Genomic DNA, 25,464 nt, shown 5'->3' on the forward strand with positions numbered 1-25,464 from the left:
CGCGGGTCCGGGCCGCCACGCGGGGCTGTGCTCCGACCACGTGCGATCACCTGCGACCGCGTGCGCGCCGAGGCGCGGATCGCCGGTGAGTCGCGCGGCGGGGACCGGGCCACCCGAGGGCCGAAGGCCCGTCACGCGCCGTGCAGGGTGCGCGCGGGCGGAGGGCTGACCGCGAGTCACCCGACGGCCCACGGCCGGGACGGCGGGGGGAAGCGGGTGAAGGGCACGGCCGCGTCCGAGGCGGCGACACCATCACGCGGTGTATGTGGTGATATATATGCTTACGCCTGGTTTCCCCGGGAGTGCCCTTGTTGGTTCTGATCACCGCTCACGCCGTCGTGGCCGCCGTCCTCCCCGCCCTCGAGGCGCGCATCGGCCGTGCCGTCTGGGTGGTCGCCGCGCTGGTGCCGCTGGCCACACTGGTCTGGGCGGGGGCGCTCACCCCGACCGTCCTGGACGGCGGGGCCCCCCTCGAAAACCTCCCCTGGGCACCCTCGTTGGGCCTCGACGCCGTCATGCGACTGGACGCGCTCTCGCTGCTGATGGTCTTCGTCGTCAGCGGCGTCGGAGCTGCCGTCCTGTTCTACTCCGCCCACTACACCCAGGAGGAGCACGGCCGCGAGTCCGCGCTGCTGCTCCTCTTCGCCGGGGTGATGCTCGGCCTGGTCACCGCCGACAACCTGCTGGTCCTCTACGTCTTCTGGGAACTGACCACCGTGGTGTCGTTCCTGCTCATCGCGGGGCGCGGCCGCACCAGGGAGCACCGCGACGCCGCCGAGGAGGCACTGGTGGTCACCACGGGCGGTGGGCTGACCATGCTGCTCGGCTTCCTGATGCTGGGCGAGGCGGCGGGCACCTACCGTGTCTCCGAACTGGTCGCCGACCCCCCGAGCGGCGGATACGTGCCCGCCGCGCTGGTGCTCGTCCTGATCGGCGTCTTCACCAAGTCCGCGCAGATGCCCCTCCACGGCTGGTTGCCCGCCGCGATGGTGGCGCCCACCCCGGTGAGCGCCTACCTCCACGCGGCCGCCATGGTCAAGGCGGGGGTGTACCTGGTGGCCAGGCTGGCCCCGGGCTTCGCCGACGTCGCGCCCTGGCGACCCCTGGTCCTCACCGTCGGCCTGGTCTCGCTGCTGTTCGGCGCGTGGCGGGCGCTGTGGGAGAGGGACCTCAAACGCGTCCTGGCGTACGGCACCGTCAGCGAACTCGGCCTGCTGATCGCGCTGTTCGGGTACGGCACCCGCAACGCCGTGCTCGCCGGCGAGGTGATGCTCCTGGCGCACGCCACCTTCAAGTCCGCGCTGTTCCTCGTCACCGGGCTGATCGAGCACCACACCGGCACCCGTGATCTGGGGCGGCTGTCCGGCCTGGGCCGCCGCCGGCCGGTGCTGCTGACGATGGCCGTGCTCGCCGCCGCCTCCATGGCCGGACTGCCGCCACTGGTCGGCTATCTGGGCCACGAGGCGTACTTCGACACCTTCTGGAAGGCGGCCCGGCTCGGCGCCGGATGGGGCGAGCCGTGGATCGTGGCGGCGCTCACCGTCGGATCGGCGCTGACCGTGGCCTACGCGGCCCGCTTCCTGTGGGGCGCGTTCGGCGACAAGTCCGGTGTGCGGTCGCCACCGGCGGACGACCCCGCGGACCGGGGCATCGGCATGGCGGCGCCCATCGGCGTCCTGGTGGCCGCCGCCCTGGTGATGGGCGTGTGGTATCCCGGCACCGAGACCTTCACCGAGCCCTACGCCGCTCAAATGCCGCGACTCCAGGAGCCCTACCACCTCGCGCTCTGGCACGGCGTGACCCCCGCCCTCGCCCTGTCCGTCGGCACCCTGCTGGCGGGTCTGCTCATCCACCGCGACCGCGCCGCCCTGGCCGTGGTGCGCGCCCGGTCGCCCCGACTGCCCGACGTGCAGGAGGGCTACCGGTGGCTGCGCCACGGGCTGGACGGGGCGGCCGTGTGGTTCACCCGCCGCACCCAGGTCGGCTCCCTGCCGGCCTACCTGACCGTGATGCTGACGATCGTGCTGGTGGTGCCCGGCACCGCCCTGCTGCTGAGGGAGTCGCCGCTGACCGTCCCGCCGCTGTGGGCCTCGGCCATCCAGGTGCCGCTCGCCGTGGTGGTGTTGGCCTCGGCGGTCGCCCTCGCCCGCGTACGGCGCCGGCTGTCCGCGGCCCTGCTGGTCGGAGTGGTCGGCTACGGGGTCGCGGGATTCTTCCTGGTGCAGGGCGCGCCGGACCTGGCGCTCACCCAGTTCCTCGTCGAGACGCTGACCCTGGTGATCATCGTCCTGGTCCTGCGCGGTCTGCCGGCCCGGTTCGGCGCCCGGGCCGGCACGCTCCGCGTCCGACGGCTGCGGCTGGCGCTGTCCGTGGCGGCCGGGGTGCTCGTCGGACTGCTCGCCATGGTCGCCTCGGCGGTCCGGAAGGAGCCCGAGGCGTCCGCCTACTACATGGCCCACGCGGAGGAGGCCGGAGCCCACAACGTCGTCAACGCCATCCTCGTGGACTTCCGCGCCATGGACACCCTCGGCGAGATCGCCGTGTTGCTGGTGACGGCCATCGGGGTGGGCTCCCTGCTCACCCTGCGCGGCGCGCGGAGCGCGGGGGCGAGAACGATCCGGAGCAGGCTCCCGGCCGCGAACCGGGACCCCAGGACCGCGCGGTGGGACGTGCCGCGGAGCGAGTGGCTGCCGGAGGCGCGGCACCTGCCCCTCCACGACCGCTCGATGCTGTTGGAGATCGTCACCTGGGTGCTGTTCCCGGCCATCCTGGCGTTCTCGGTCCACCTGCTCTACTCCGGCCACCTGCGCCCCGGGGGCGGCTTCGCCGGAGGGCTGGTGGCGGGGCAGGCGTTCGCGCTGCGCCATCTGGTCGGAGGCCGGGTCGGCGCCGCCTTCCACCGACTGGCCGACCCCCGCGTCATCGCGGGCGCGGGACTGGCCCTGGCCGCGATCGCGGGACTGGCCCCGATCGTCTTCGGCGGCGTACCGCTGACCAGCGCGCTGCTGGACTGGACGCTGCCGGTGTTCGGCCACGTCAAGGTGGCCACCAGCGTGGTCTTCGACACCGGGATCTACCTGCTGGTCGTCGGAGTGTGCCTGAGGCTGCTGACCGCGGTGGGGCCGCTACAGGTGTCCGTCGAGGAGAGCGTCCAGGCGGCCGGCGACGAGCCCGGGGTGCCCACCGCACCCGACGACCGCGGGAGCCGCGACCGATGACGACACTCGACCTGACGGGGGCCGTGGTGGTGGGCGGACTGTTCGCCGTCGGTTTCCACCTGTTGCTGCAACGTTCCCTGATGAGGCTGCTGTTCGGCTTCCTCGTGCTCGGGCACGCCACCAACCTGCTGGTGCTGCTGGCCTCCGGCCCACCGGGCAAACCCCCGGTCCTCGGGGAGGGCCAGGAGGCCGAGGCGTTCGCCGATCCGCTGCCACAGGCCATGGCCCTGACCGCCATCGTCATCACCTTCGGCATCACCACCCTGCTGCTGGCCCTGGTGTACCGGAGCTGGTACCTGCTCGGACACGACCAGGTCCGCGACGACGTCGAGGACCGCAGGCTGGGAGAGGAGAGGGAAGCACAGTGACGGACTGGCTGCTCTTCGCGCCCGTGCTGCTGCCCGTGTTGGTGGCGGGCCTCTCCCTGACCGTGTGGCGCAAGCCCGACGCCCAGCGGCTGCTGGGCCTCGGGGTGCTCACCGCGATGCTGGTGGACGCCGTGGTCCTGCTGGTGCTGACCGACCGGCGCGGTCCGCTGGCGTTCGACGTCGGCGGCTGGCCGGCCCCGGCCGGGATCTCCCTGGTGATCGACCGGCTGTCGGCGCTGCTGCTGACGGTGGCCCTGGCGGTGACGCTCGCCGTGCTCTTCTTCGCCGTCGGACAGGGCAACACCGAGGGCGGCGACCCCGTCCACGCCCCGTTCCACCCCTCCTACCTGCTGCTGACGGCCGGGGTCTGTCTGGCCTTCCTCGCCGGGGACCTGTTCAACCTCTTCGTGGCGTTCGAGCTGATGCTCGCCTCCTCGTACGTGCTGATCAACCTGGACGCGGGCGAGAACCGCATCCGGGCCGGAATGACGTACGTCATCACCAGCCTGCTGTCGTCGTTGCTCTTCCTCACCGCCATCGGGCTGGTCTACGCCGCCACCGGCACGGTCAACCTGGCCGACCTGGGCAACCGGATGCCCGGACTCCCCGACGGCCTCCAGACCGTGCTCAGCCTGCTGCTGCTGATCGTGTTCGGCATCAAGGCCGCCGTGGTGCCGCTGCACTTCTGGCTGCCGGACAGCTACCCCACCGCGCCGGCCCCCATCACCGCCGTCCTGGCCGCGCTGCTGACCAAGGTCGGTCTGTACGCCATGGTGCGGACCCAGACCCTGCTCTTCCCCCGGACGGAACCCTGGATGCCCCTGCTGATCGCGGCCGCGGTCACCCTGCTGGTGGGCACCCTGGGCGCCATCGCCCAACAGGACCTCAACCGGCTGCTGTCCTTCGTCCTGGTCGGGCACATCGGCTACATGCTCTTCGGGCTCTCCCTGTACTCCGTCACCGGGCTCACCGGGACCATCCTCTACGCCATGCACCACATCGCCGTGCAGGCGGCGCTGTTCCTGATCGCCGGCATGGTGGCGGGCTGGGGCGGCAGCGCGAAGCTGCCGGTGCTGGCGCGGGCGGCCCCGCCACCGGTGATACTGGCGATCCTGTTCCTGATCTCCGCCCTCAGCCTGGCCGGCATCCCGCCGCTCTCCGGCTTCGTCGCCAAGCTCATCCTGCTGCAGGCCGGAGTGGAGCAGGGCGGCGCGGCCGCCTACGTCCTGCTGGCCGCCGCCCTGCTCACCAGCCTGTTGACCCTGTACGCGATGGCCAAGGTGTGGCGGGCGGTGTTCGCCGCGGGCACCGAACGGCCGCCCGCCGTACGGAGGCACGGCGCCCGCACGCGGCTGATGGTCGGGGCCGCCGGCGGCACGGTGCTGATCGGCGTGCTGGTGGCGGTGGCCGCCGAACCGGTGGCCCGGGTCGGCGAGCGCGCCGCGGCGGACCTGATGGAGCCCGACGCCTACCAGGAGGCCGTGCTCCAGGACCGCTCCGGCGACCTCGACGACATCGGACGGACCGGAGAGAGGGGGCACCGGTGAAGTCCGCGGAGACCCCCGCCGGCCGGGTCGGGGGAAGTCCGCCGCGTCACGCCGCCCGACGGTGGCCGCTGCTGATCTGGCTGTGGCTGCTGTGGATCGTGCTGTGGGGATCGGTGAGCCCGCTCGTGCTCGTCACCGGACTGGTGGTGGCGGGGCTGGTGATCCTCCTCTTCCCGCTGCCCCCGCTCGCCCGCCGGGTGACGGCGCGTCCGCTGTGGGTGGTGGCCCTGGTCGGACACCTGCTGGCGGACCTGATCGGCTCGGCCCTCATCGTGGCCCGGGAGGCGCTGCTGCGCGGACCGCGGACGAGGTCGGCGGTGCTGGAGGCCCGGCTGACGGTGGACAACGACCTGCTGATCACCGCCGCGGCCCAGATGACCGCGCTGACACCGGGCTCGCTGGTGCTGGAGATCGACCGGGAGGAAAAGCTGTTCTACGTCCACGTCCTGCCCGCGCGTGACGCGGTGGAGGCGGAGGCCCAGCGTCGGGACGTCACGAACGCCGAACGCTGGGTGGTACGGGCCTTCGGCACCGCCGAGGACCGGCGGCTCCTGTTCCGGCGGGACGGGCGACGAGAGGAGGGAACGCGGTGAGCGCGGTCGCGGTCGTCGCCCTGGCGCTGCTCTCGGTCGCCGGGATGCTGGTGCTGGTCCGCCTGGTGCACGGCCCGCGCGCCCTGGACCGGATCGTGGCGCTGGAGGCCATGGTGTCGCTGGTCGTCGCCGGGGCCTGCGTGGGCGTCGCCGCGTGGGAGTACACCCCCTTCGTGCCCGTGCTGATCGTGCTGTCCCTGCTGGGCTTCATCGGGTCGACGGTGGCGGCACGGCTCATCGGGGAACGGGAGGATCTGCGGTGAAGGACCTGTCGGAGACGGTCACGGACATCGTCTCGGCCGTACTGCTGTTGACCGGGGCCGTCTTCTGCCTGCTGGGCGCGCTGGGACTGCTGCGTTTCCCGGACACCGTCTCCCGGTTGCACGCCTCCTCCAAGGCCCAGACCCTGGGCGTGCTGCTGGCCCTGCTCGGGGCGGCCGTCCACGTGCCGCTGCCGTACGCCGGACTGCTGCTGCTCACCGGGCTCTTCCAACTGTTCACCGCGCCCGTCACCGGCCAGGTCGTCGGCCGCGTCGCCTACCGCACCGGCGCGGTGGACCACCGCACCCTGTTCACCGACGAGTTGGTCGGACAACTCGCGCCCCCGAACCCGCCGGACACCGAGAACGGTGACGACGACGGGAACGGGGACGGTGACGACGACGGGAACGGGGACGGTGACGACGACGGGAACGGGAGCGGCGCCGGCCGGGGGCGCGAGCGGTGAGGGCGAGGTGAGGGCGAGGAGCCCCGCGGCGGGGCCGGTCAGCGGGTCGGGCGCAGCACCATCGCCGAGCCCCCGCCCCGCCGTTCGGGTTCGGCGACGGCCACCATCCGTCCGCCGCCCAGGAGTTCGAGCGCGGCGACGGCCCCGATCTCCGGCGCCGGGGTGAAGGTCCGCGGCGGCGGGACGAACCGGTGCCCCAGCCGCTCCAGCGGCACGCGCTCGGCCGAGGAGTCGAGGAACGCCGGTTCGGCCTGGGTGGTGGCGGTGTTCCGCTGCGACAGCCTGGGCGCGGCGACCGCCTGGGGCAGCGTCATGCCCAGGTCGATCCGGTTGACCAGGGTCTGGAGCACGGTGGTGATGATGGTGGAGCCGCCCGGGGAGCCCAGCGCCAGCCGTGGACGGCCGTCCTCCAGCACGATCGTGGGCGACATGCTGCTGCGCGGACGCTTGCCCGGACCGGGCAGGTTCGGGCCGTCCACCGCCTCCGACAGCGGGACGAAGTCGAAGTCCGTCAGCTCGTTGTTGAGGAGGAAGCCCCGGCCGGGCACCGTGATCGCCGAACCGCCGGTCTGCTCGATGGTGAGGGTGTACGACACCACGTTCCCCCAGCGGTCGGCGGTCACCAGGTGCGTGGTGGACGGACCCTCGTACGGCTCCGCGCCGCCCCGGCCGGCCGCGCAGTCCCACGAGGCGGGATCGCGCGGGTCGGCGGGCGCCAACGGGCTCGTCAGCGCCCGGTCGGGATCGATCAGACAGGCCCGCTCCTTGGCGAAGACCTCCGACAGCAGCTCCTCGGTGGGCACGTCGGAGAACGCCGGGTCGCCCACCCACCGGTTGCGGTCGGCGTAGGCGATGCGGCTCGCCTCCAGGTAGTGGTGGAGCGCCTGTGCGCGGTCCATCCCGGCCAGGTCGACGTTCTCCAGGATGTTGAGCGCCTCGCCGACCGTGGTGCCGCCGGAGGAGGAGGGCGCCATGGAGTACACCTCCACGCCCCGGTACTCCACCCGCGTCGGCTTCCGGTGCAGCACGCGGTAGCGGTCCAGGTCGGCGGTGGTCATCAGGCCGGGCCGCACCGTGCGGTCCGCGTCGGGCGCCACGGGCGGGCGCCGGACCGTGCGGACGATCTCGCGGGCCAGCGGACCCTCGTAGAGCGCGTCGGCGCCCTCGCGGGCCAGCAGCCGGTAGGTGTCGGCGAGGTCGGGGTTGCGGAACACCGAGCCCACCTCGGGCAGCTCGCCGCCCGGCAGGAACAGCTCGGCCGTGGGAGTGAAGTCGCGGAAGCGGTCCTCGTTCAGCGCGGTCTGGGCACGGAACTCCTCGTTCACGACGAAGCCGCGCTCGGCGAGCCCCGCGGCGGGCCGCAGCGCCTTCGCCAGGGACACGGTGCCCCAGCGGTCCAGGGCCGCCTCCCATGTCGCGGGCGTGCCCGGAACGCCCACCGAAAGACCCGAGTTGACCGCCTCGTCGAAGGGGATCGGCTCGCCGTCGGCCGGGTCGAGGAACGCGTCCCGCCGCATGGCGGCCGGAGCGGTCTCCCGTCCGTCGATGGTGTGCACCCGCCCGGTGCGGGCCTCGTAGTGGACGAAGTAGCCACCACCGCCGATGCCCGCCGAGTACGGCTCGACGACGCCGAGCGCCGCCGCGGTGGCCACGGCGGCGTCGACCGCGTTGCCGCCCGCGCGCAGCACCTCCAGCCCGACCCGCGAGGCGTACGGGTTGACGCTGGAGACCGCCCCGTCGCGCCCCGTCGCGACGGGGCTCTTGGCGGGCGACTCGCGGTCGGGACCGGCCGCGACGGCGGACGGCGGGAACCCCGGGGAGAGCAGCGGCAGGGTCAGGGAGAGGGCCAGGGACAGGGCCGCGGCGACGGCGCCGCGGCGGCGGGAGAGGGAGGGACGCGGGACGCGGACGGGCATGGAGCCTCCGTGGCCTGACGGGGACGCTCGAACTGCCGGACGACGAAACCCTGGCACCCCGCCGAGGCCGGGGCAACAGCGCCGCGCCGACGGAGGGAAGACCGTGCCGCGCATGGCCGGGAACGGCACCGGGTACCCGCCGGGCCGAACGGAGTCGGCCGACAGGACCGATTCACAAGGCGGATCGACAAGGCCGATCCACAAGGCCGACCGACAGGAGGTGCGCCCACGATGCGGATTCCCGGCCGGTCGCGTACCGGCACCGAACCGGTGACGGCCCGCAGCGCTCTGGGGCTGAGGCTGCTGCTCTCCGTCCTCTACCTCCCGGTGTTCATCGCCGGGACGGTGCTCTTCGCCCTCTGGGCGGCCCGGGCCGAGCCCGGCGACAGCCCCAGCGCGGACTCGTTGACCAAGGTCGCCTGGATCTGCGCCGCACTGGCCCTGCTGGGAGCGGTCGACCTGGCCATCGTCCTGACGCGCCGCAGGAACGAGCGAGGGAGGCGGCGCGGGCGCTGACGGCCCGGTACACCCGCGCCGCCCCGACCGGAAGGCTCCGTCCGACGGCGGGACGGAGCCGGGGGAGCCGGGGCCGGAGAGGGCTTCAGGGGTGCAGGATGACCTTCACCGCGCCGTCGGCCTTCTTCTGGAACATCTCGTACGCCTCCGGAGCCTGCTCCAACGGCATGTGATGGGTGGCGAAGTCGTCCACGCCGAGCGGGTCCCCGTCCGTGAGCAGCGGCATGATGTCCGGCACCCAGCGCCGCACGTTGGCCTGCCCCATGCGGAGCTGGATCTGCTTGTCGAACAGCGTCAGCATCGGCAGCGGGTCGGTCATCCCGCCGTAGACGCCGATGACCGAGATCGTGCCGCCGCGCCGCACCGCGTCGATGGCCAGGTGGAGGGCGGCCAGCCGGTCCACGCCGGCCGTGGTCATCAGCTTCTCGGCGATCTTCTTCGGCAGCAGCCCCGCCGACTTCTGCGCCAGCGCGGCCGCCGTGCTGCCGTGGGCCTCCATGCCCACCGCGTCGATCACGGCGTCGGCGCCGCGCCCGTCGGTCTTGTCGCGGATGACGTCGGCGACGTCACCGTGCTCGGAGAAGTCCAGCACGTCCACGCCGCGCGCCCGGGCCCGCTCCAGCCGCTCGGGCACCAGGTCGACCCCGATCACCTGCTCCACCCCCTGGTGGAGGGCGATCCGACAGCACATGTCGCCGATGGGCCCCAGCCCCAGCACGACCAGCGTGCCGCTCCTGGGGGTGTCCGCGTACGCCACCGCCTGCCAGGCCGTCGGCAGCACGTCCGACAGGTACAGGAACCGGTCGTCCGGCGGCCCGTCGGGCACCTTGATCGGACCGTAGTGCGCCTGCGGCACCCGCAGGTACTGGGCCTGTCCGCCGGGCACCGCGCCGTAGAGCTTGGTGTAGCCGAAGAGGGAGCCGCCCATGCCGGTCTTGCGGTTCTGGGTGGTCTCGCACTGCGTCTGGAGATCCTGCGAGCACATGTAGCAGGTGCCGCAGGCGATCTGGAACGGCATCACCACCCGGTCCCCGGGCGAGAGGTGCTCCACCTCGGAGCCGACCTCCTCCACGATCCCCATCGGCTCGTGACCGAGGATGTCGCCCTCCGTCATGAACGGTGTCAGCACGTCGTACAGGTGCAGGTCCGAGCCGCACAGCCCGGACGACGTGACCCGTACGACGGCGTCGGTGGGCTCGCGCACGACCGGGTCGGGGACCTCGTCCACCCGCACGTCGCGCCGCCCGTGCCAGACCGCTGCCTTCATGGAGCGCCTCCTTTTGTTCGGCTTGTTCGGCTTCCGTTCGGGAGACCGGTCGGGTACCCCCGAGCGGACGACTCAGTCGCCCGAACGGCCCGCCGGAGGCATCGGGGCGCCACCGAGGGCCACGGCGAAAGGTGCGGTGAAGGGCGCGTTAGGGAAGCGACAAAAGAGGTATCCGGTGTGCATGTTGCTGCTCAGGCCCCCCGGGGTGTACGCGCCGCAGGAGGACACCTGGCTGCTGGAGCAGGCGCTCCGCGAGGCCGCGCCGGCTCCCGGCTTCCGGGTCCTCGACCTGTGCACGGGCACCGGAGTGCTCGCCATGGCCGCCCTGCGGATGGGAGCGGCGGAGGCCGTGGCGCTGGACGCCTCGCCCCGCGCCGTGCTCGCCGCGCGGTGCAACGCCCTGCTGCACCGGTTGCCGATGACGGTGCGACGCGGCGACCTCGCCGACGCCGTGGCCGATGCGGAGGCGGGGGAGGGCCGCCGTTTCGACGTGGTCCTCGCCAACCCGCCGTACGTGCCGTCCCCGAACCCCGAGCCGCCCAAGCGGGGCCGCGCCATGTGCTGGGACGGCGGACCGGACGGCCGCGCCGTCCTGGACCGGCTGTGCGGGGCCGCGCCGGCGCTGCTGAAACCCGGCGGCGCCCTGCTGCTGGTCCACTCCGAGCTGTGCGGCGTCGAGACGACGCTCGCCCTGCTGCGCGACGAGGGCCTGGAGCCCGCGGTGGTGGCCCGCAGCGTCATCCCGTTCGGGCCGGTGCTGCGCGAGCGCGCCGCCTGGCTGGAGGCCCGGGGCCTGATATCCCCCGGACAGCGGACGGAGGAGTTGGTGGTGATCCGTGCCGACCGACCCTGAACGACCGCGCGCCCGGCGCGTCGTGATCGACCCCGAGGGCCCGGTGCTGATCGAGGGCCCGGTGGAGGTGGACCTCCCCGACGGCGGCACCGCCCGCTCCGACCGCTTCGTGGTCGCCGTGTGCACCTGCCGCCGCAGCCGGCGCTACCCGTGGTGCGACACCAGCCACCGCCGCAAGGAGCGCCGCGCCCGGACCGCCGACCCGGACACCGGCCCGGACACCGGCCCGGACGGGAACGGCGACGGCGGCTGACGGGAGACCGCCGCGTCCGCCTCCCGTCTCACGCCTTTCGGGCCAGCACCCGCCGCAGCGCGGCGGCGCGCGCGAGCCGCGCCTCCCGCGGCGCCTCCGACAGATCGGGCTCGGGAATCCGGAACGCGTCGCCCTCGAACCGGGGGACCACGGAGACGTGCAGGTGGTGGAGGACCTGGCCGGGCGCGGTGTTGTTCTGCACGACCGTGCTCCCCACGGCCCCGTACGCCTCCCGCACCCCGAACACCACCCGGGCGACGGTCTCGAAGACCTCCCGCAGGAGGTCGGGCGGCGTCCCGTCCAGGCCGGTCACGTGGGCCACCGGCAGGACGAGCGTGTGGCCGGGGTTGTTCTCCCGCCGCAGGAGCGCCGGGACGACGTAGACGTTCCCGGACCGGTACGCGACCAGATCCGCGTCGGTCTCGCCCCGGCCGATGGCACAGAACACGCAGTCGCTCACGCCGTGCTCCCTTCCTTCCGTTCCCGCGCCGCCGCGGCGCGCCCGGCCGCGAGGGCGATCCCGGCCGCCAGCGCGGCCAGCGCCGCCACGGTCGTCAGCGCCAGGGGCAGCCCGAAGGCGTCGGCGAGGAAACCGATGCAGACGGGGCCGATCAGCATCCCGCCGTACCCCAGGGTGGAGGCGGCGGCGACGCCGGTCGGGCCGGCGGCGGTGCCCGCCCGCGCGATGGCCGCCGGGAAGGCGTTGGCCAGCCCCAGACCGGTCAGCGCGAAGCCCGGCAGCACGAGCCAGAGGGACGGGGCCAGGGCGCCCAGGAGCATCCCGGCGCAGGCCAGCAGGCCGCCGGCGACCAGGCAGGCGGTGTACCCCAGCCGCTCCAGGACCGCGGTGCCGAAGAGGCGGCCGACGGCCATGGCCGCCGCGACGGCCGCGTAGCCCGCCGCGGCGACGCCCGGCCCGCCGTGCAGGTCCTGCTCGATGTGGAGGGCGCCCCATTCGGCGAGCGCCCCCTCCCCGTACGTGGTGCACAGGGCGATCAGCCCGAAGACGGCCACCAGACCCGTGCCGCCCCGGCCGCCCCGCGCGGTCTCGGCCCCGTGGGGCGCGGGCGCGTCGTTCGGCGGCCTCCCGTCCGGGCGGGGCACGGGGTGCGCGAGCAGGACGCGTCCCGCCACCGCGACGACCAGCAGCGCCGGCGGCACCAACAGCGCCAGGTGCCGCGCGGGCGACAGATGCGGTGCCAGCAGGCCGCCGAGTCCGGCCCCGGCCAGGCCGCCGAAGCTGTAGGCGGCGTGGAAGCTCGGCATCACCGGGCGGCGGAGCGCGTCGACGATGTCCACGGCCAGGCTGTTCATCCCGACGTTGAGCCCGCCGTAGCCGACGCCGAAGACGAACAGGACCAGGCCCAGCGCGAGCGGGGTGTCGACGAGCGCGGGCAGGACGACGGAGAGCGAGAGCAAGGCGCCGGTGACGACCGTGACCTTCGGACTGCCGAAACGCCGGCACAGGCCGCCCGCGAGGAGCATGGTGGCCACCGCGCCGGCCGACACGCCGAGCAGGGCCAGCCCCAGACCCGTCGCGGACGCGCCGACCCGCTCCTTCACCGCCGGAATCCGCACCACCCAGCCGGCGAAGAGGAAACCGTCGAGGGCGAAGAAGGCGGTGACGGCGGCGCGCAGCCGCGTCGAGGTGGGGAGAGACGGGCGGGTGGACGTCGGTCGTAACGCGCTCGCGCTTCTCATCGCCTCAGCGTAGAAAGCCGGGCCGGAAGGGGACAAGGGACATATGGGAGCGCTCTCATGAAAGGCTGGACGACCGCGGTCGGCCGCCTCCCTGCCCGGCGCCACGCGGCGGAGGCCGTCCGGATGCCGAGCGCGTCGTTCCGGCGTCCTCCGACGGGCGCTCGTCCGGCGGGCTCATCCGACGGGCCCGCCCGACGAGGTGTCAGGCGTCGAGCGGACGCCGCAGCGAACTCGCGTTCCGGCGCCAGGCGTTCAGCAGGTGGTCCGCCAGCCGCCCCTCCAGCAACTCGGTGGCCCGAATCCCGAACACCACGTCGGCGGCCAACTCCGGTTCGCGCTCCAGCAGATCGCCGATGACGTCCCGGCGCATCACCTGCTCGTGCACGGCGTCCGCCTCGATGTGCTCGGTGAAGAACAGCACGCACTCCGGGGCGGCCTCCAGCCGCTCCAGCGCCCGGGCCATCTTCCGCGCGCTGGGGGCGGTGCTGATCTCGGCCGCCGCGAAGTGGCCCACCAGCGCGCCGCGCAGCGCCCGGTGCAGCCCGCACAGCGACATCAGGTTCACCGTGGCCAGGGCCGGGGCGGGCACGTCGTCGAGGTAGCGCAGGTAGGACGGGTCCAGGCCCGCGCCCGCCATCAGGTCGGCGAACAGCCGCGCGTGCACCCGCTCGCCGCGGCCCCCGCCGAACTCGTCGTACTCCACCGCCACCAGCGACGCCTTGGCCTGGCCGTCGAGGCGGGGGATGACCCAGGCGTGCGGATCGGCCTCCTTGAGGTGGTAGACCGAGCGGTGCGCGACGTACTCGCGCATCTGCCACCACTCGCCCTCGCGCAGCAGGAAGTCCGACACCCCGCCGCCGTCGACGGGCTCCACCAGCAGCGGTTCCAGCGCGGCGGGCACGTCGGAGTCGGAGGGGGTGCCGGTGAGGGTGTCACGGCGCAGCGCGGCCAGGAAGACCCGCTCCAGACCGGCGCGCAGCCGCAGCAGGTCCGGGTCCCACTCCCAGTCGGGCGACACGTCCGCGAAGCCCCGGTAGTGCAGCTCGTAGCAGACGTACAGGGCCAGGTGCAGGTCGTCGCCGTAGGGGTCGGCGCCCTCCACCGCCTCGTCGAGGGACGCCGGCAACCGGCCGGGCGGCGGAGCGGCCAGGACGTCCAGCACCGCGGCGCTCAGCCGGCCGCGCGGCGCGGGGAGCGTGGCGGTGGTCGTGGCGGTGGCCGTGGATGTGGTCGTGGCGGTGGTCGTGGAGGTCCGGGGTGCCGTGGGGGTGGTGGTCATGTGCTCTTCCGCTCCCTCGCGTCGGTCAGACTCGCCAGTAGTTCCACCACCGCCAAGGGCCCGCCGCTTTCCCAGGCGCGCCGCTGGCGGTCGGCCCCGGTGCCGTCCCGGCGCACCGAGGCCAGCAGCCTCCGCACCGTCTCGGTGTCGCCGGTCTCCTCCAGCGCGGGCTCCACGTGCCGCAGCAGCGCGTCGACCAACTCGCCGGCCGGCGTCCGGGTGCGGGTGAGGGGGTCCACGCCGTCGCCGTCGAGCCCGTACCGCGCGGCGGCCCACACCGCCGCCGCGGCGGCCCGGTCGTCCAGCTCCGGCTCCGGCAGCCCCGCCTCCAGGTCGGCCAGGGCCCGGCGCACCAGGGCCCGCCCGAGTGCGGCCTGGAGCACGGCGTCGTCGACGGTGGCGACGGCGTCCGCGACCCGGAACTCGACCGTGGGCAGCCACGGCGAGGGGCGCATCAACCAGAAGCTCATCCGGTCGTCGACCAGCGCGCCGTACGACACCAGCCGCTTCACCTCCGCGTCGTAGGAGGCCGCGTCGGCGAAGCGGGGCGGCATCCACGAGGCGGGGAAGCGGGTCTGCTCCATCATGCGCCAGCTCGCGTAGCCCCGGTCGATGCCGTGGAAGAAGGGGGAGTTCGCCGACAGGGCCAGCAGCGTCGGCAGCCAGGGACGCACCCGGTTGACCACGGACACCGCGGTCTCCCGGTCGGGCACGCCCACGTGGACGTGGCAGCCGCACACCTGGTAGTCGTTCACGACGTCGGCGAACATCTCGGAGACGCGCCGGAAGCGGTCGCCCTCGGCCACCGGGGCCCGTCCGTCGCTCACCACGGCCGTACCGCACGACAGCAGGAGGAGGCCCTCCTGGCGGGCGGCGTCCACCAACCGGGCGCGGTCCGCGGCCAGCCGGTCGCGCAGCTCCTCCAGCGTGGTGCACACCGCGGTCGCGGACTCCACCTGGGTGGCGAGGAACTCCGCCTTGCAGCCGGAGCCGTCGGAGGTGGAGGCCTCCTTGTGGACGCGGCGCAGCACGGCTTGCGCACCGGGCACGGTGCGCGCGGTCGTCGGGTCGGCCAGGAGGAATTCCTCCTCGACCCCCATGGTCAGTCCTCCGGTGCTTCCGTCCCTGGTCACGGCAGTCTGGGTACCCCCGGACCGGGTGGTGAAACGAACGGGGGTTTTCCGCGGGGGGTCACGGGTACCGCAGGGAACCCGCACCCGGTGTCACCGAACACGGGTGCGGAGCACACCCCGAACGCGCCGGACGCGCTCCGGACCGCGGTCGACCCATGACGATTCACGGAAGGAAACCCCATCCATGGCGCAGCAGCGGGACGCGAAGAGCAGCGGCATCAGCGGTGACGACAACGTGGTGGCGCTGCTGATGCGACAGCACGGCGAGATCCGCAACCTCTTCGACGAGGTGGAGGCGGCCCGGGGAGACGCCCGGCGCGACGCCTTCCACCGCCTGGTCAGGATGCTGGCGGTGCACGAGACCGCCGAGGAGGAGGTGGTCCACCCCTACGCCCGGCGGAACATCGACGGCGGCGACGCGGTGGTGGACCAGCGCCTGGAGGAGGAGAGGAAGGCCAAGGAGACCCTCAAGGCCCTGGAGGACATGGACCCGAACGACCCGACGTTCATGCCCAAGCTGGAGATGCTGCGCCGCGACGTGGAGGCACACGCCCGCGCCGAGGAGCGTTACGAGTTCAACCACATCATGGGCAACACCGAGCCCGAGAAGCTCCGCACCATGGCCAAGGCCGTCAAGGCCGCGGAGGCGACGGCCCCCACCCGCCCGCACCCCGGCGCCGAGACCGCCGCCGAGAACCTGGCGGTGGGCCCGCTGGCCGCCGTGGCCGACCGTGCCCGCGACGCCGTGCGCAAGGCCATGGGCAAGGGCTGAGCCGCACGCGCGCGTCCGGGCCGGTGAGGCCCGGACGCGGCCGGGCCGCCGCCCCCGGGGGAGGGAGCGGCGGCCCGGCGCCGAGAAGGCGGGACGGACGGAGCGGACGGAATCGGCGGGGTGGACGGGGTGGACGGAGCGGGACGGCGGGTGGGGCGCGGGGGTCAGACCCGCTCGCGCAGCGACATGTCCGGGTGCTCGCCCTCGGTGCTCAGCCGGTACTCGCGGCCGAACATCTCCCGGTGCTCGTCGATCACCCGCTCGCTCGGCGGTTCCTCGCCGCCGTGGATCTGCTCCTGCATCCGCTCGAAGCGCTCGTGCGCCTCGCGGACGTAGCCGGCGCCCAGCGTCGTCAGGTCCAGTTGGGTGGCCAGCAGTTCCCGGATGTACTCCTTGTTGGGCTCGAAGGTCATGACGTTGGGCAGTTGCGGCGCCAGGATCTCCTCCGGCTCGCGGCCGTCGTACCGCCGCATCAGGTCGCAGGCGATGTGCAGGTGCTCCAGCTCCATGTTCAGGTGCAGCTCCCAGACCGCCTTGACCTTCGGGTCGCTCTCCTGCTCCATGAAGGAGTAGTAGAGGTAGCACTCGTTGTACTCGTGGTTGACCAGGCGCTCCCACCACGTCTCGCCGGGGTCCATCAGCGACTCGTAGTGGGTGACGTGCTCCTCCTCGACGAGCGCGATCTCCTGGTAGAGCTGCCGGGCGATCGGCTCCATGTACTGGGGGCCGACGTTCATGTAGTAGTTCATGGTCTGCTGCTCGGCCGACATGATCGTCAGCGCGTGCAGCTTGGACAGCGGGCTCGCCTGCTGCCGGTCGTAGGGATCGCGGACGTTGTCGGCCGGGTGCCGGTGGTGGTACTTGGTCGGCCGGCCGGGGATGATCTCGGTGAGCTGGTCGACGATCTTCTCCGCCTTGCGGTGCTCGATCATCTCGTACAGGTTCGCGTACCGGTACAGATGGTCGAAGTCCTCCAGGACGCCGAACTGGTACGCCTGCTTCAGGTACGGGTCGGGCTCCATCCGGGCCACCCACGCGGTGAGGTCGGTGGCCACCTGCTCGTACGAGATGACCGTCTCCAGCACCGACGAGACACCCGGCAGCAGCCAGTTGACGGCCTTCTGCTGCTGCTGCTCGACGTAGCGCACCTCGGCGAGCCGACGCTTGACGTCCATGTCGGGGCACACCCGCGCGAAGTGGTGGCTGAACATGACCGCCTCCACCTCGATGCCGTTCATGGTGATGATGCGGCAGCGGGTGTAGGGGTCGGAGTGGTTGGGGTCGACCTGGTCGACGTTCAGCTCCCGCCAGTTGCGGATCTGGCGGTCCAGAGGGATGCCGCGCTGCTCCAAGGGGTTGAAGGTCACCTGGGTCCTCCTGATCGTGTGCGGTCCGAAGCGCCCGGTGGCCGTCCCGGTGGTCGCCTCCGCGCCCACCGGTCACGTCACTCTCCGCTGATCCCCCCGTACCGAGCGCGGGCGCCCAGGTACCCCTGCCACTCCCCGTGAAACGGGGCGATCGGTGTGTCGCCCGGACACCGAGGGCGTTTCCGCCGAGAACCGGCGGGTACCGGCGGGGCGATGAGGACCGACCGGATCACCGCCGCGCGCACGTCCACGACCGACATCGGGAACCGGAGGGAGAGCGACCATGGCCGACGAACGAACGCCTGACGAGAACGAGCCCACCGGAGTGGACGACAGCAGGCCCGAACTGAGCGACGAGGGCGGCACCGCCACCGACGACGAGAACCCCGGCCTCCCGCCCGACGACGCCCCCGCCACCGGCCCCAGCCCCGGCGACTCGGCGCTGGAGGGCGGCGACGACCCCGGCGGCAACCCCGAGGACGAGGGCATCCCGGACCTGCAGAACGGCACGCCCGAGCAGCAGTGGATGAACGACCCGCAGCAGATGCCCGTCCCCGGCGAGCGCCCGGTGGCCGCCGACCGGTGGGGCACCACCTACGCCGAGCAGGTCGAGGGCGAGTCCCTGGACCAGCGTCTGGCGGAGGAGGAACCCGACGTGGGGGAGGCCTCCTCGGGCTACGGCCCCCCGGCGGAGCGGACCGGCCAGCTCAGCGACGACCCCCTCCAGGAGCGCGAGGCCAACCAGGACGTGTTCTCCCACGAGTCCCCGGCCCAGGGGCTGAGCCCGGAGGAGGCGGCCGTCCACACCGTCGACGAGGACCGCGACATAGGGCAGCTCAGGGGCGAGGACGACGAGATCCAGGCGGGCGCGCCCGAGGGCGTGGGAGAGGTCGGCCCCTCCGGAGAGGGCGAGGGGACCGGCGTGCACCCGAACCGAGGAGGGACGCGGAACACGTGAGCGAGCTTCCCGCGGAACACGAGTCGTACTGGCTGGCCTCCGCCCCCGTCACCCCCGCCGTCACCCACCCACCGCTGGAACCCGACAGCGAGGCCGACACGGACGTGGTGGTGGTCGGCGGCGGCATCGCGGGCCTGTGCACCGCGTGGGAGCTGGCCCGCGCCGGCCGCGAGGTCACCGTGGTGGAGGCCGACCGCATCGCCGCCGGGGTGACGGGCCACACCACCGCGAAGGTCACCGCCCAGCACTCCCTGGTCTACGACGACCTGCGGCGCACGCACGGTGCCGACGGCGCGAGGCTGTACGCGCGCTCCCAGCAGGACGCGGTCGAGCACATCGCCGCCGTGGTCGACGAGTTGGGCGTCGACTGCGACCTGGAGCGCGTCCCGGCCTACACCTGGGCCGAGTCCGAGGAACAGGACGCGAAGGTCCGAGCCGAGGCCGAGGCCGCCGCCGAGGCCGGGCTGCCCGCCTCCTACGTCACCGACACCGGGCTGCCCTTCCCGGTGCGGGGCGCGGTCAGGGTGGAGGACCAGGCGCAGTTCCACCCGCGCAGGTACCTGCTGGCGCTCGCCGAGGACCTGGTGCGGCGCGGCGGACGCATCGCCGAACGCACCCGGGTGGTCGGCCTGGAGGAGGGCGAGCCGTGCCGGGTGATCGCCGAGAACGGCGCCACGGTCACCGCCCGCGCCGTCGTCGTTGCCACCCACTACCCCGTCTTCGACCGGGCGCTGCTGTTCTCCCGGCTGGAGCCGCACCGCGAACTGGTGATCGCGGCCGAGATCCCCGAGGAACAGGACCCGGCCGGGATGTACATCACCCCCGAGAACGACACCCGCTCGGTGCGCACCGCGCCCTACGGGGACGGGCGGCGGCTGCTGATCGTCACCGGTGAGCGGTTCCTGCCCGGCACGGCCGACGTCGCCGAACGCTTCGAACGGCTGCGGGCCTGGGTGGCCGAACGCTTCCCCGACGCCCGGATCGTCCACCGCTGGGCCACCCAGGACAACGACTCCACCGACCGGGTGCCGTACATCGGCCCCTTCCACCCCGGCGCGCGGCACACCTACGTCGCCACCGGCTTCGGCGGCTGGGGCATGGCCGGCGGCGCCCTCACGGGACGCCTGCTCGCCGCGTACCTCACCGACGCCGAACTCCCGCCCTGGGCCGGGCTGTACGACCCCCGGCGGCTGCCGGGCCTGCGCGAGGCGCCCTCGCTGCTGGGCCTCCAGGCGACCGTCGCCAAGCACTTCGTCGGCGACCGGCTGCGCTCCACCCACGTGGACTCCGTCGAGGAGATCGCCCCCGGCGGCGGCGCGCTGGTGAGGATCGACGGCCGCCGCTGCGCCGTCCACCGCGACGCGGAGGGACAACTCCACGCCGTCTCCTCCCGCTGCACGCACCTGGGCTGCCTGGTCCACTTCAACGAGGCGGAGCGGGCCTGGGAGTGCCCGTGCCACGGCTCGCGCTTCGCCCCCGACGGCTCGGTCCTCCAGGGCCCGGCGACCCGCCCCCTGGAACGGCGCGACCTTGGGTGACCACCGCCCCGGTCACGGCGGCCGGCGTCGTCCGCGTACCGCCCGCGGGATCAGAGCCGGACGCCGTGGGAGCGCAGGTAGGCCAGCGGGTCGATGTCGGAGCCGTAGCCGGGCCCGGTGCGCACCTCGAAGTGCAGGTGCGGGCCGGTGCTGTTGCCGGTGGAGCCCGAACGGCCGATCCGCTGGCCCGCGTTGACCTGCTGGCCGGAGCGCACGGAGATCGCCGAGAGGTGGGCGTACTGGCTGTAGCGGCCGTCGTCGTGCCGGATGACGACCTGGTAGCCGTACGCGCCGCCCCAACCGGCCGAGACGACCTGGCCCCGGCTGACCGCCGTCACCTGCGTCCCGGTGGGCACGGGGAAGTCGACGCCCGTGTGGTAGCCGCTGGACCAACCGCTGCCGGACTGCCGGTACGCGGTGCTCGGGCCGACGCCGGAGACGGGCGCGGTGTAGGCGGCGCTCTCCGTCCTCGCGGGCTTGCGGTCCGTCTTCTCCGGTCCGGCCTGGGCCTTGACCTTCTTCTGCGGCTCGGGCTTGGTCTCGGGTCTGGGCGCGTCCTGGGCCTTCGGGCTCTGGCGGACCTCCGGTTTCTTTCCGACCCCGCGGTCGGCCTCCGGCCCGGACCGGGGCCCGGACTCGGCCCGTTCGGCCTCACGGGCCGGCTTCTCCGCCGTCCCGCCGCGCACCGACAGGTGGAGTCGCTGTCCGGGGAAGATCAGGTCCGGGTCGTCGCCCACCACCGAGCGGTTGCGCTCGTACAGCGCCTGCCAGCCGCCGTGGACGTCGTGCTCGTCGGCGATCCCGGAGAGCGTGTCACCGCCGGTCACCACGTACGCCCGGCCCGACTCGTCGGGGCGTTCGCGCGGTTTCTCCCGCTCGCGTCCCGTGTCCTTCCCGGAGTCCTTCCTCGCGTCTTCGTCGGGCCGCTTCTCCGGGGCCTTCGCCTGCTCCGCGCGGGGCGCGGGAACGGCGGCGGAGCCCCGGTGATCCCAGGTCAGCCCGGCCCGGACGGAGCACACCGGCCAGGCGGTCGGTCCCTGTCCGCCGAGGACCCGTTCCGCGACGGCGATCTGCTCCCGCTTGGTCGCCAGATCGGCGCGGGAAGCGTAGGCGGTGCCACCGAATTCACGCCAGGTGCTCTGTGTGAACTGCAATCCGCCGAAATAGCCGTTTCCGGTGTTGATATTCCAGTTTCCGCTGCTCTCGCACGCCGCGACCTTGTTCCAGATCTCCTCCGGAGCGGCGTGCGCGACGGTGGTCCCGATCAAGGGTATGGCGATTCCCGCCCCGCTCGCGGTGACGGTCAACGAGGCCCGGGAAACCGCGTTGGGCTTGTAGCGACGATGACGTCCACGTCCGGCCACGGCCGGTCCCTCCCCTTACGCCGTCGTGCTTCCGGGCACTTCCGGCGCTCCGTCGGTTGAGCATTCACGAAAATTCGGTCGACGAGCGCGCCAAACATAGACGGGGCCGTGACATTCCGGCAAGAGGCGGTTTTGCCGGACCCGGAAGGCGTCGGGAACACCGCGCAGGGGCGCACGACGGCGCGAAACGGAAAGGGCGGCGCGCAGGAGGGAGCGAAGGAGGGCGCGAAAAGAGAAGAGGAATTCAGGATTCCGCTGTCGCGGCCCGCACGTCCTCGACCACTTTCGCGTCCAGGGCGGCGCGGACCAGGCCCGCCGCCAGGCGCGGCAGGTCCTCCTCGGCCACCAGCCCGGCCAGGGCGCGCGTGGACGTCGGCAGGCCCAGGCGTCGGGCGCCGTCGCGCGCCCGACGGTCGAGGTACGGGGCGACCTCGGGCCAGACGCCCTGGATCTCCCGCAGGAAGATGTCCACCCCGGTCGGGCCGATGCCGGGGAAGAGCCGGAGCCGATCGCCCACGTCGCTCTCCTCGCGCAGTCGGCGCAGATCCCCTCGGTACCGCCGGAGGAGCAGTTCGGCGCCGTCACCGAGCCGGGTGGCCGTCCGCTCGTCGTACCGGCGGTAGCCGCCGGCGCCGAGCGCGTCCACCCGCCGCTGCCAGGGGGACTCGGCCATCCGTCGCGCGTCGCCCAGCCCGGCGTCGAACAGCGCGCGGGCCGCCGCCACCGCGGTGTCCGCCCGGATGCGGGCGCTCAGCAGCACCGAGAGGACCAGCAGCCGGTACAGCGGCACCGGGGTGTTCCGCAGCCGGATGCCCGCGTCCCGCGCGTAGGTGCGGCCGTACCGGTCCAGCAGCGTCCGCACCGTGGCGGCGTCTGGGCCCGTCGTCCCCGTCCTCCCGGTCGGCTCGCCCATCGCGCATCACTCCAGCAGGCCGCTCATGGTCTCGGCGGCGTCGACCGCCGCGTCGCCGCAGCAGTTGTTGAACAGGACGTGGACCTGCTCCGTCCGCTCCGCCAGTGCCCGTATCCGAGGGACCCACTCGGCCAGTTCCTCCTTGGTGTAGCGGTACCGGTAGGCGTCCTCCTTGCCGCCCGTGCCCCAGTGCGGGCTGCGGCCGTGGAACCGGACCACCGACAGCTCCGGCGTGGTCGCGACGGCGACCGGCGGCACGGAGGAGGGCAGATCGGGGGCGGAGTCCACGGCCACCAGCGCCGCCCCGTGCCGGCGCGCCAGGGCGGCGGTCCGCGCGCTCCGCTCGGGGGCGTACCACCGCGGGTTCCGGAACTCCACCGCCGTGCGCCAGCCGAGCGACCCCGCGCGCCCCAGACACCGGTCCAGGAAGTCCTCCGCGGTGGGACCGGGACGCAACGACGGAGGGAACTGCATCAGCACCGCGCCCAGCCGGCCCGCGGCGCGCAGCGGCTCCAGCGCCTCCGCGAAGCGCCGCCACACCTCGCCCACGGTCGCCGGGGGCAGCGCGCCGGCCCGCACCCAGGCGCCCTTGGCGGCCCCGGCGGGACGGAGATCCGCCGGCAGTGAACCGACCCGGGTGGCATGGCCGGTGAGCAGGGAGAAGGCCTTGACGTCGAAAACGAACCCGTCGGGGGTGCGCTCCGCCCACAGACCGCTGTTGCGCGCACTGGGCAGCCCGTAGTACGTCGCGTCCACCTCGACCAACCCGAACCGCTCGGCGTAGTGCCGCAGCCGCCCCTCCGCCCCTCGGGCGGTCGGGGGGTACCAGCCACTGGCGATCAGCGCGGGATCGGTCCACGAGCAGGTGCCCACCAGAATGTTTCCCATGGCCACGGGGTACCCGCGCGGCGTCGGCGGATCCGCCGTTTCGGGGAGTACTCCGTGAGAGGAGCCAGGCCATGACCGGCACGGACAGGGACGACAGGGACGACGACACCGAGCGCGAGCGGCGCGCCCGCGAGATAGCCCGGGAGGCCGAGCGGACCCGGAACCCCGGGAACGCCGTGCCCCGCGAGGGCGGCGGTGACCCGGGCACGGGCAAGGAGCACTGGGAGGCCGAGGGCGGGGACGACCGCCCGTCCCCGCTGGGCAAGGGCGACATCCACGCCGTGGCGGGGAGCGACGTCGAACAGCCGGAGATCGCCGAGGGGCCGGTCCCGGGACTCCAGCCGGGCGAGAAGGTGGAGCGCGGGCCCTGGATCCCCCCGGTGGAGGTGGATCCGCCCAAGGGCGGGAACCTCCCGCACGGGGGCGCCTCGGGCGATCCGGAGGAGGTTCGGAAGCAGAAGGAGGAGGGCGGTCCGTGACCGCCCTCCGGCGCGTACGGCCCGGCCGCCGGGGACGCCCGGAGAGGGACGGGCCGGGGCCGGGGAGCCGTGCTCCACAGGCCCCGGCCCGCGCCCCCGCCCGAAAGGACGGGGACGGAGGGGGAACGGCCGTGACCGCTCGGGTCACCTGTTGACGCAGTGGTTCCCGAAGGCCGGGTTGAGCACGCCGACGACGTTCACCGAGTTGCCGCAGACGTTGACCGGCACGTGAACCGGGACCTGGACCACGTTGCCGCTCAGGACACCGGGGGAGCCGATGGCGACCCCTTCGGCCCGGGCGCCGTCGGTGGCCGACGCGGTGCCGGCGCCTCCCAGGACGAGGACGCTGCCGGCGGCGGCGAGAGCGACGGCCTTGGCGACACGGATCATCGCCATTCTCCTTTCGGTCGTGAATGGGACACCCGGCCCAACGACGCTCCATGCCGGGGGATGCGCATGATCACTCGATAGGTTTACTCAGATCACCATTCCGGCTCGCGTGGGATACCCGGCCGGCGTCGTCCCCGCCGCCTGCTCCGACACCCCCTCGGGATGATCACACTCTCGGCCCAACCCCCCGCGCGTCTCCACCGGGGGAGGCGCTCTGCTCTGTCATGGTTTGCTCCGATTTGGTTGGCGTCGATCGGAGAAGATCCATGCGTGTTTCCCTGGGGCTCACCAGCCGAGGAGTGCTGTGCGCGCTGGCGTCCGCAGCCCTGGCGATGGCACTGCCACCGACCGCCGCCGCACCCGCTCCCGGCGAGGCGGCGCGCATCCCCTTCAGCGAGCGCTACCGCGCCACACAGCACGGCGGCATCGCCCGCGCCGCCAACTCCGCTGCCACCTGCGAGACGCCCGCCGTCGTCGGGGCCCCGCCCTGCGCGGAGGCGCAGCGGGGCGAGGCCGGCGGAGTCAACGGCCAGTACGAGATGACGTACATCGACGTCGACGACGACCCCAACACCTACAACTCCAGCCAGGCCGAACTGCGCCTGCCCGCCGGCGCGCGCGTCACCCACGCCCGGCTGTACTGGGGCGGCAACCTCCGCGTCGGCGAGCAGAAGCCGCCGGAGGACAACGGCCGGGTGCTGATCGCCGAACCGGGCGGACGCTACAAGGAGGTCCTCGCCGACACCGTCGTCGGTCACCGCCGCACCAGGCTGATGGACGGCTACACCGCGTCCGCCGACGTCACCGACCTCGTCGCGCGGTCGGGCGGCGGGTACTACACCGTCGGTCAGATCAACGTCGCCAAGGGGCGCACGCCCGCGGGCGCCTGGGGCGGCTGGACGCTGGTGGCCGCCTACGCCCACCCGAACGAGCCGCTGCGCCACCTGGTGCTGATGGACGGCTACGAGCCGCTGGCCTCCGACCGGCGCGACCTCGCCATCACCGTGGAAGACCTGCCGATGCCCTCCGGAGCCTCCGGCTCCATGGGCGTGGTGGCCTACGACGGCGACCGCGGCCACGCCGACGAGTCCCTGACCGTGCGGGCCGGAGACGCCCCGGCGGCACGGGTGAGCGACGCGGCCAACCCCGCGGACGACTTCATGAACTCCACCATCACCGACCACGGGCGCCCCGGCCCCGGCCGGCTGCCCGCGTACCCCAACACCCTCGGCTACGACTCCGACGTCTACGGCATCACGCCCGCCCTGGAGCGCGGCGGTCGCTCCCTGACGTTCCGCTTCACCACGCGCGGCGAGGGCTACCAGGTGGGCGCCCTCTTCCTCCAGGTCGACGCGCGCCGCTGAGGAGTCACGCCCGTTCGCCGGCGGCGTGAGACCGAGCCAGTTCCTCAGTACGGAGACCAG

Annotated in this window: 25 protein-coding genes; 14 read left to right on the forward strand and 11 right to left on the reverse strand. The window is 73.4% G+C overall.

Going from position 1 to position 25,464, the window contains the following annotated elements:
• Positions 1-308: 308 nt before the first annotated feature.
• The 6 genes from IF47_RS0113220 to mnhG are packed head-to-tail and all read left to right on the forward strand — an operon-like array spanning position 309 to position 6,453.
• Positions 309-3,218, forward strand: a complete 2,910-nt coding sequence (locus IF47_RS0113220; protein WP_031508927.1) for a Na+/H+ antiporter subunit A — start codon at positions 309-311, stop codon at positions 3,216-3,218.
• Positions 3,215-3,586, forward strand: coding sequence for a Na(+)/H(+) antiporter subunit C (locus tag IF47_RS0113225; RefSeq protein ID WP_031508928.1), 372 nt, complete (start codon positions 3,215-3,217; stop codon positions 3,584-3,586). Before IF47_RS0113220 ends, IF47_RS0113225 begins: the two co-directional genes overlap by 4 nt.
• On the forward strand, positions 3,583-5,133 hold the full coding sequence (locus IF47_RS0113230; RefSeq protein WP_051717578.1) for a Na+/H+ antiporter subunit D: 1,551 nt from the start codon (positions 3,583-3,585) through the stop codon (positions 5,131-5,133). The genes IF47_RS0113225 and IF47_RS0113230 overlap by 4 nt, the downstream gene beginning before the upstream one ends.
• The gene (locus tag IF47_RS27765) at positions 5,130-5,726 is read left to right on the forward strand and encodes a Na+/H+ antiporter subunit E (RefSeq protein ID WP_051717580.1); all 597 of its coding nucleotides are present in this window, start codon (positions 5,130-5,132) and stop codon (positions 5,724-5,726) included. The genes IF47_RS0113230 and IF47_RS27765 overlap by 4 nt, the downstream gene beginning before the upstream one ends.
• Positions 5,723-5,989 (forward strand): MrpF/PhaF family protein, encoded by a 267-nt coding sequence (locus IF47_RS0113240; protein ID WP_031508931.1) that lies wholly within the window; start codon positions 5,723-5,725, stop codon positions 5,987-5,989. Before IF47_RS27765 ends, IF47_RS0113240 begins: the two co-directional genes overlap by 4 nt.
• Positions 5,986-6,453: a monovalent cation/H(+) antiporter subunit G gene (gene mnhG / locus IF47_RS0113245; protein ID WP_342667258.1), complete on the forward strand. Its 468-nt coding sequence runs from the start codon at positions 5,986-5,988 to the stop codon at positions 6,451-6,453. The genes IF47_RS0113240 and mnhG overlap by 4 nt, the downstream gene beginning before the upstream one ends.
• Positions 6,454-6,491: 38 nt before the next feature.
• Here mnhG and ggt read toward each other — a convergent pair whose 3' ends face one another.
• The gene (ggt, locus tag IF47_RS0113250) at positions 6,492-8,369 is read right to left on the reverse strand and encodes a gamma-glutamyltransferase (RefSeq protein WP_031508933.1); all 1,878 of its coding nucleotides are present in this window, start codon (positions 8,367-8,369) and stop codon (positions 6,492-6,494) included.
• Positions 8,370-8,600: 231 nt separating this feature from the next.
• Between ggt and IF47_RS0113255 the strand changes: the two genes are divergently transcribed.
• Positions 8,601-8,885, forward strand: coding sequence for a DUF6343 family protein (locus tag IF47_RS0113255; protein WP_037732517.1), 285 nt, complete (start codon positions 8,601-8,603; stop codon positions 8,883-8,885).
• Positions 8,886-8,970: 85 nt separating this feature from the next.
• On the opposite strand, the gene IF47_RS0113260 is transcribed toward IF47_RS0113255, so the two are convergent.
• Positions 8,971-10,152 (reverse strand): zinc-dependent alcohol dehydrogenase, encoded by a 1,182-nt coding sequence (locus IF47_RS0113260; protein ID WP_031508935.1) that lies wholly within the window; start codon positions 10,150-10,152, stop codon positions 8,971-8,973.
• A 181-nt stretch (positions 10,153-10,333) separates the two neighbouring features.
• Here IF47_RS0113260 and IF47_RS0113265 point away from each other — a divergent pair, with 181 nt between their 5' ends.
• Positions 10,334-11,005, forward strand: a complete 672-nt coding sequence (locus IF47_RS0113265; RefSeq protein WP_031508936.1) for a HemK2/MTQ2 family protein methyltransferase — start codon at positions 10,334-10,336, stop codon at positions 11,003-11,005.
• Positions 10,989-11,258, forward strand: a complete 270-nt coding sequence (locus IF47_RS0113270; RefSeq protein ID WP_051717582.1) for a CDGSH iron-sulfur domain-containing protein — start codon at positions 10,989-10,991, stop codon at positions 11,256-11,258. Before IF47_RS0113265 ends, IF47_RS0113270 begins: the two co-directional genes overlap by 17 nt.
• Before the next feature lie 28 nt (positions 11,259-11,286).
• Here IF47_RS0113270 and IF47_RS0113275 read toward each other — a convergent pair whose 3' ends face one another.
• From IF47_RS0113275 to IF47_RS0113290, 4 genes are all read right to left on the reverse strand, one after another.
• A complete protein-coding gene (locus IF47_RS0113275; protein WP_031508938.1) occupies positions 11,287-11,718 on the reverse strand; it encodes an HIT family protein in 432 nt (143 codons plus the stop codon).
• Positions 11,715-12,959 carry an MFS transporter gene (locus IF47_RS0113280; protein ID WP_031508939.1) on the reverse strand — a complete coding sequence of 415 codons (1,245 nt, stop codon included), beginning with the start codon at positions 12,957-12,959 and terminating at the stop codon, positions 11,715-11,717. Before IF47_RS0113280 ends, IF47_RS0113275 begins: the two co-directional genes overlap by 4 nt.
• Before the next feature lie 202 nt (positions 12,960-13,161).
• Positions 13,162-14,238, reverse strand: coding sequence for an iron-containing redox enzyme family protein (locus tag IF47_RS0113285; protein WP_037732518.1), 1,077 nt, complete (start codon positions 14,236-14,238; stop codon positions 13,162-13,164).
• The gene (locus tag IF47_RS0113290) at positions 14,235-15,371 is read right to left on the reverse strand and encodes a carboxylate-amine ligase (protein WP_051717583.1); all 1,137 of its coding nucleotides are present in this window, start codon (positions 15,369-15,371) and stop codon (positions 14,235-14,237) included. Before IF47_RS0113290 ends, IF47_RS0113285 begins: the two co-directional genes overlap by 4 nt.
• 184 nt (positions 15,372-15,555) lie before the next feature.
• On the opposite strand from IF47_RS0113290, the gene IF47_RS0113295 reads away from it, so the two are divergent.
• On the forward strand, positions 15,556-16,143 hold the full coding sequence (locus IF47_RS0113295) for a hemerythrin domain-containing protein (RefSeq protein WP_031508943.1): 588 nt from the start codon (positions 15,556-15,558) through the stop codon (positions 16,141-16,143).
• Between the two features lie 164 nt (positions 16,144-16,307).
• Here the strand turns inward: IF47_RS0113295 and IF47_RS0113300 are convergent, their stop codons facing one another.
• Positions 16,308-17,510 (reverse strand): hypothetical protein, encoded by a 1,203-nt coding sequence (locus IF47_RS0113300; RefSeq protein WP_031508944.1) that lies wholly within the window; start codon positions 17,508-17,510, stop codon positions 16,308-16,310.
• 283 nt (positions 17,511-17,793) lie between these two features.
• Here IF47_RS0113300 and IF47_RS31215 point away from each other — a divergent pair, with 283 nt between their 5' ends.
• Together IF47_RS31215 and IF47_RS0113310 are read left to right on the forward strand one after the other, a co-directional pair.
• Positions 17,794-18,468: a hypothetical protein gene (locus IF47_RS31215; protein WP_211257206.1), complete on the forward strand. Its 675-nt coding sequence runs from the start codon at positions 17,794-17,796 to the stop codon at positions 18,466-18,468.
• Entirely contained in the window at positions 18,465-20,006 is a 1,542-nt protein-coding gene (locus IF47_RS0113310; RefSeq protein ID WP_031508946.1) for an FAD-dependent oxidoreductase, read from the forward strand. The genes IF47_RS31215 and IF47_RS0113310 overlap by 4 nt, the downstream gene beginning before the upstream one ends.
• A 50-nt stretch (positions 20,007-20,056) precedes the next feature.
• On the opposite strand, the gene IF47_RS0113315 is transcribed toward IF47_RS0113310, so the two are convergent.
• The 3 genes from IF47_RS0113315 to IF47_RS0113325 form a co-directional block, all read right to left on the reverse strand.
• Entirely contained in the window at positions 20,057-21,370 is a 1,314-nt protein-coding gene (locus IF47_RS0113315; RefSeq protein ID WP_031508947.1) for a peptidoglycan DD-metalloendopeptidase family protein, read from the reverse strand.
• A 244-nt stretch (positions 21,371-21,614) separates the two neighbouring features.
• A complete protein-coding gene (locus IF47_RS0113320; RefSeq protein WP_051717585.1) occupies positions 21,615-22,283 on the reverse strand; it encodes a hypothetical protein in 669 nt (222 codons plus the stop codon).
• Between the two features lie 6 nt (positions 22,284-22,289).
• A complete protein-coding gene (locus IF47_RS0113325; RefSeq protein ID WP_031508949.1) occupies positions 22,290-23,171 on the reverse strand; it encodes a DUF72 domain-containing protein in 882 nt (293 codons plus the stop codon).
• A gap of 71 nt (positions 23,172-23,242) precedes the next feature.
• Here IF47_RS0113325 and IF47_RS0113330 point away from each other — a divergent pair, with 71 nt between their 5' ends.
• On the forward strand, positions 23,243-23,650 hold the full coding sequence (locus IF47_RS0113330; RefSeq protein ID WP_031508950.1) for a hypothetical protein: 408 nt from the start codon (positions 23,243-23,245) through the stop codon (positions 23,648-23,650).
• Between the two features lie 144 nt (positions 23,651-23,794).
• Here IF47_RS0113330 and IF47_RS0113335 read toward each other — a convergent pair whose 3' ends face one another.
• A complete protein-coding gene (locus IF47_RS0113335) occupies positions 23,795-24,040 on the reverse strand; it encodes a chaplin (RefSeq protein WP_031508951.1) in 246 nt (81 codons plus the stop codon).
• Positions 24,041-24,306: 266 nt separating this feature from the next.
• Between IF47_RS0113335 and IF47_RS0113340 the strand changes: the two genes are divergently transcribed.
• Positions 24,307-25,404 carry a hypothetical protein gene (locus tag IF47_RS0113340; protein ID WP_031508952.1) on the forward strand — a complete coding sequence of 366 codons (1,098 nt, stop codon included), beginning with the start codon at positions 24,307-24,309 and terminating at the stop codon, positions 25,402-25,404.
• The last annotated feature ends 60 nt before the right edge of the window (positions 25,405-25,464 follow it).

The organism is Streptomyces megasporus, from assembly GCF_000718985.1.
Lineage (GTDB): Bacteria > Actinomycetota > Actinomycetes > Streptomycetales > Streptomycetaceae > Streptomyces > Streptomyces megasporus.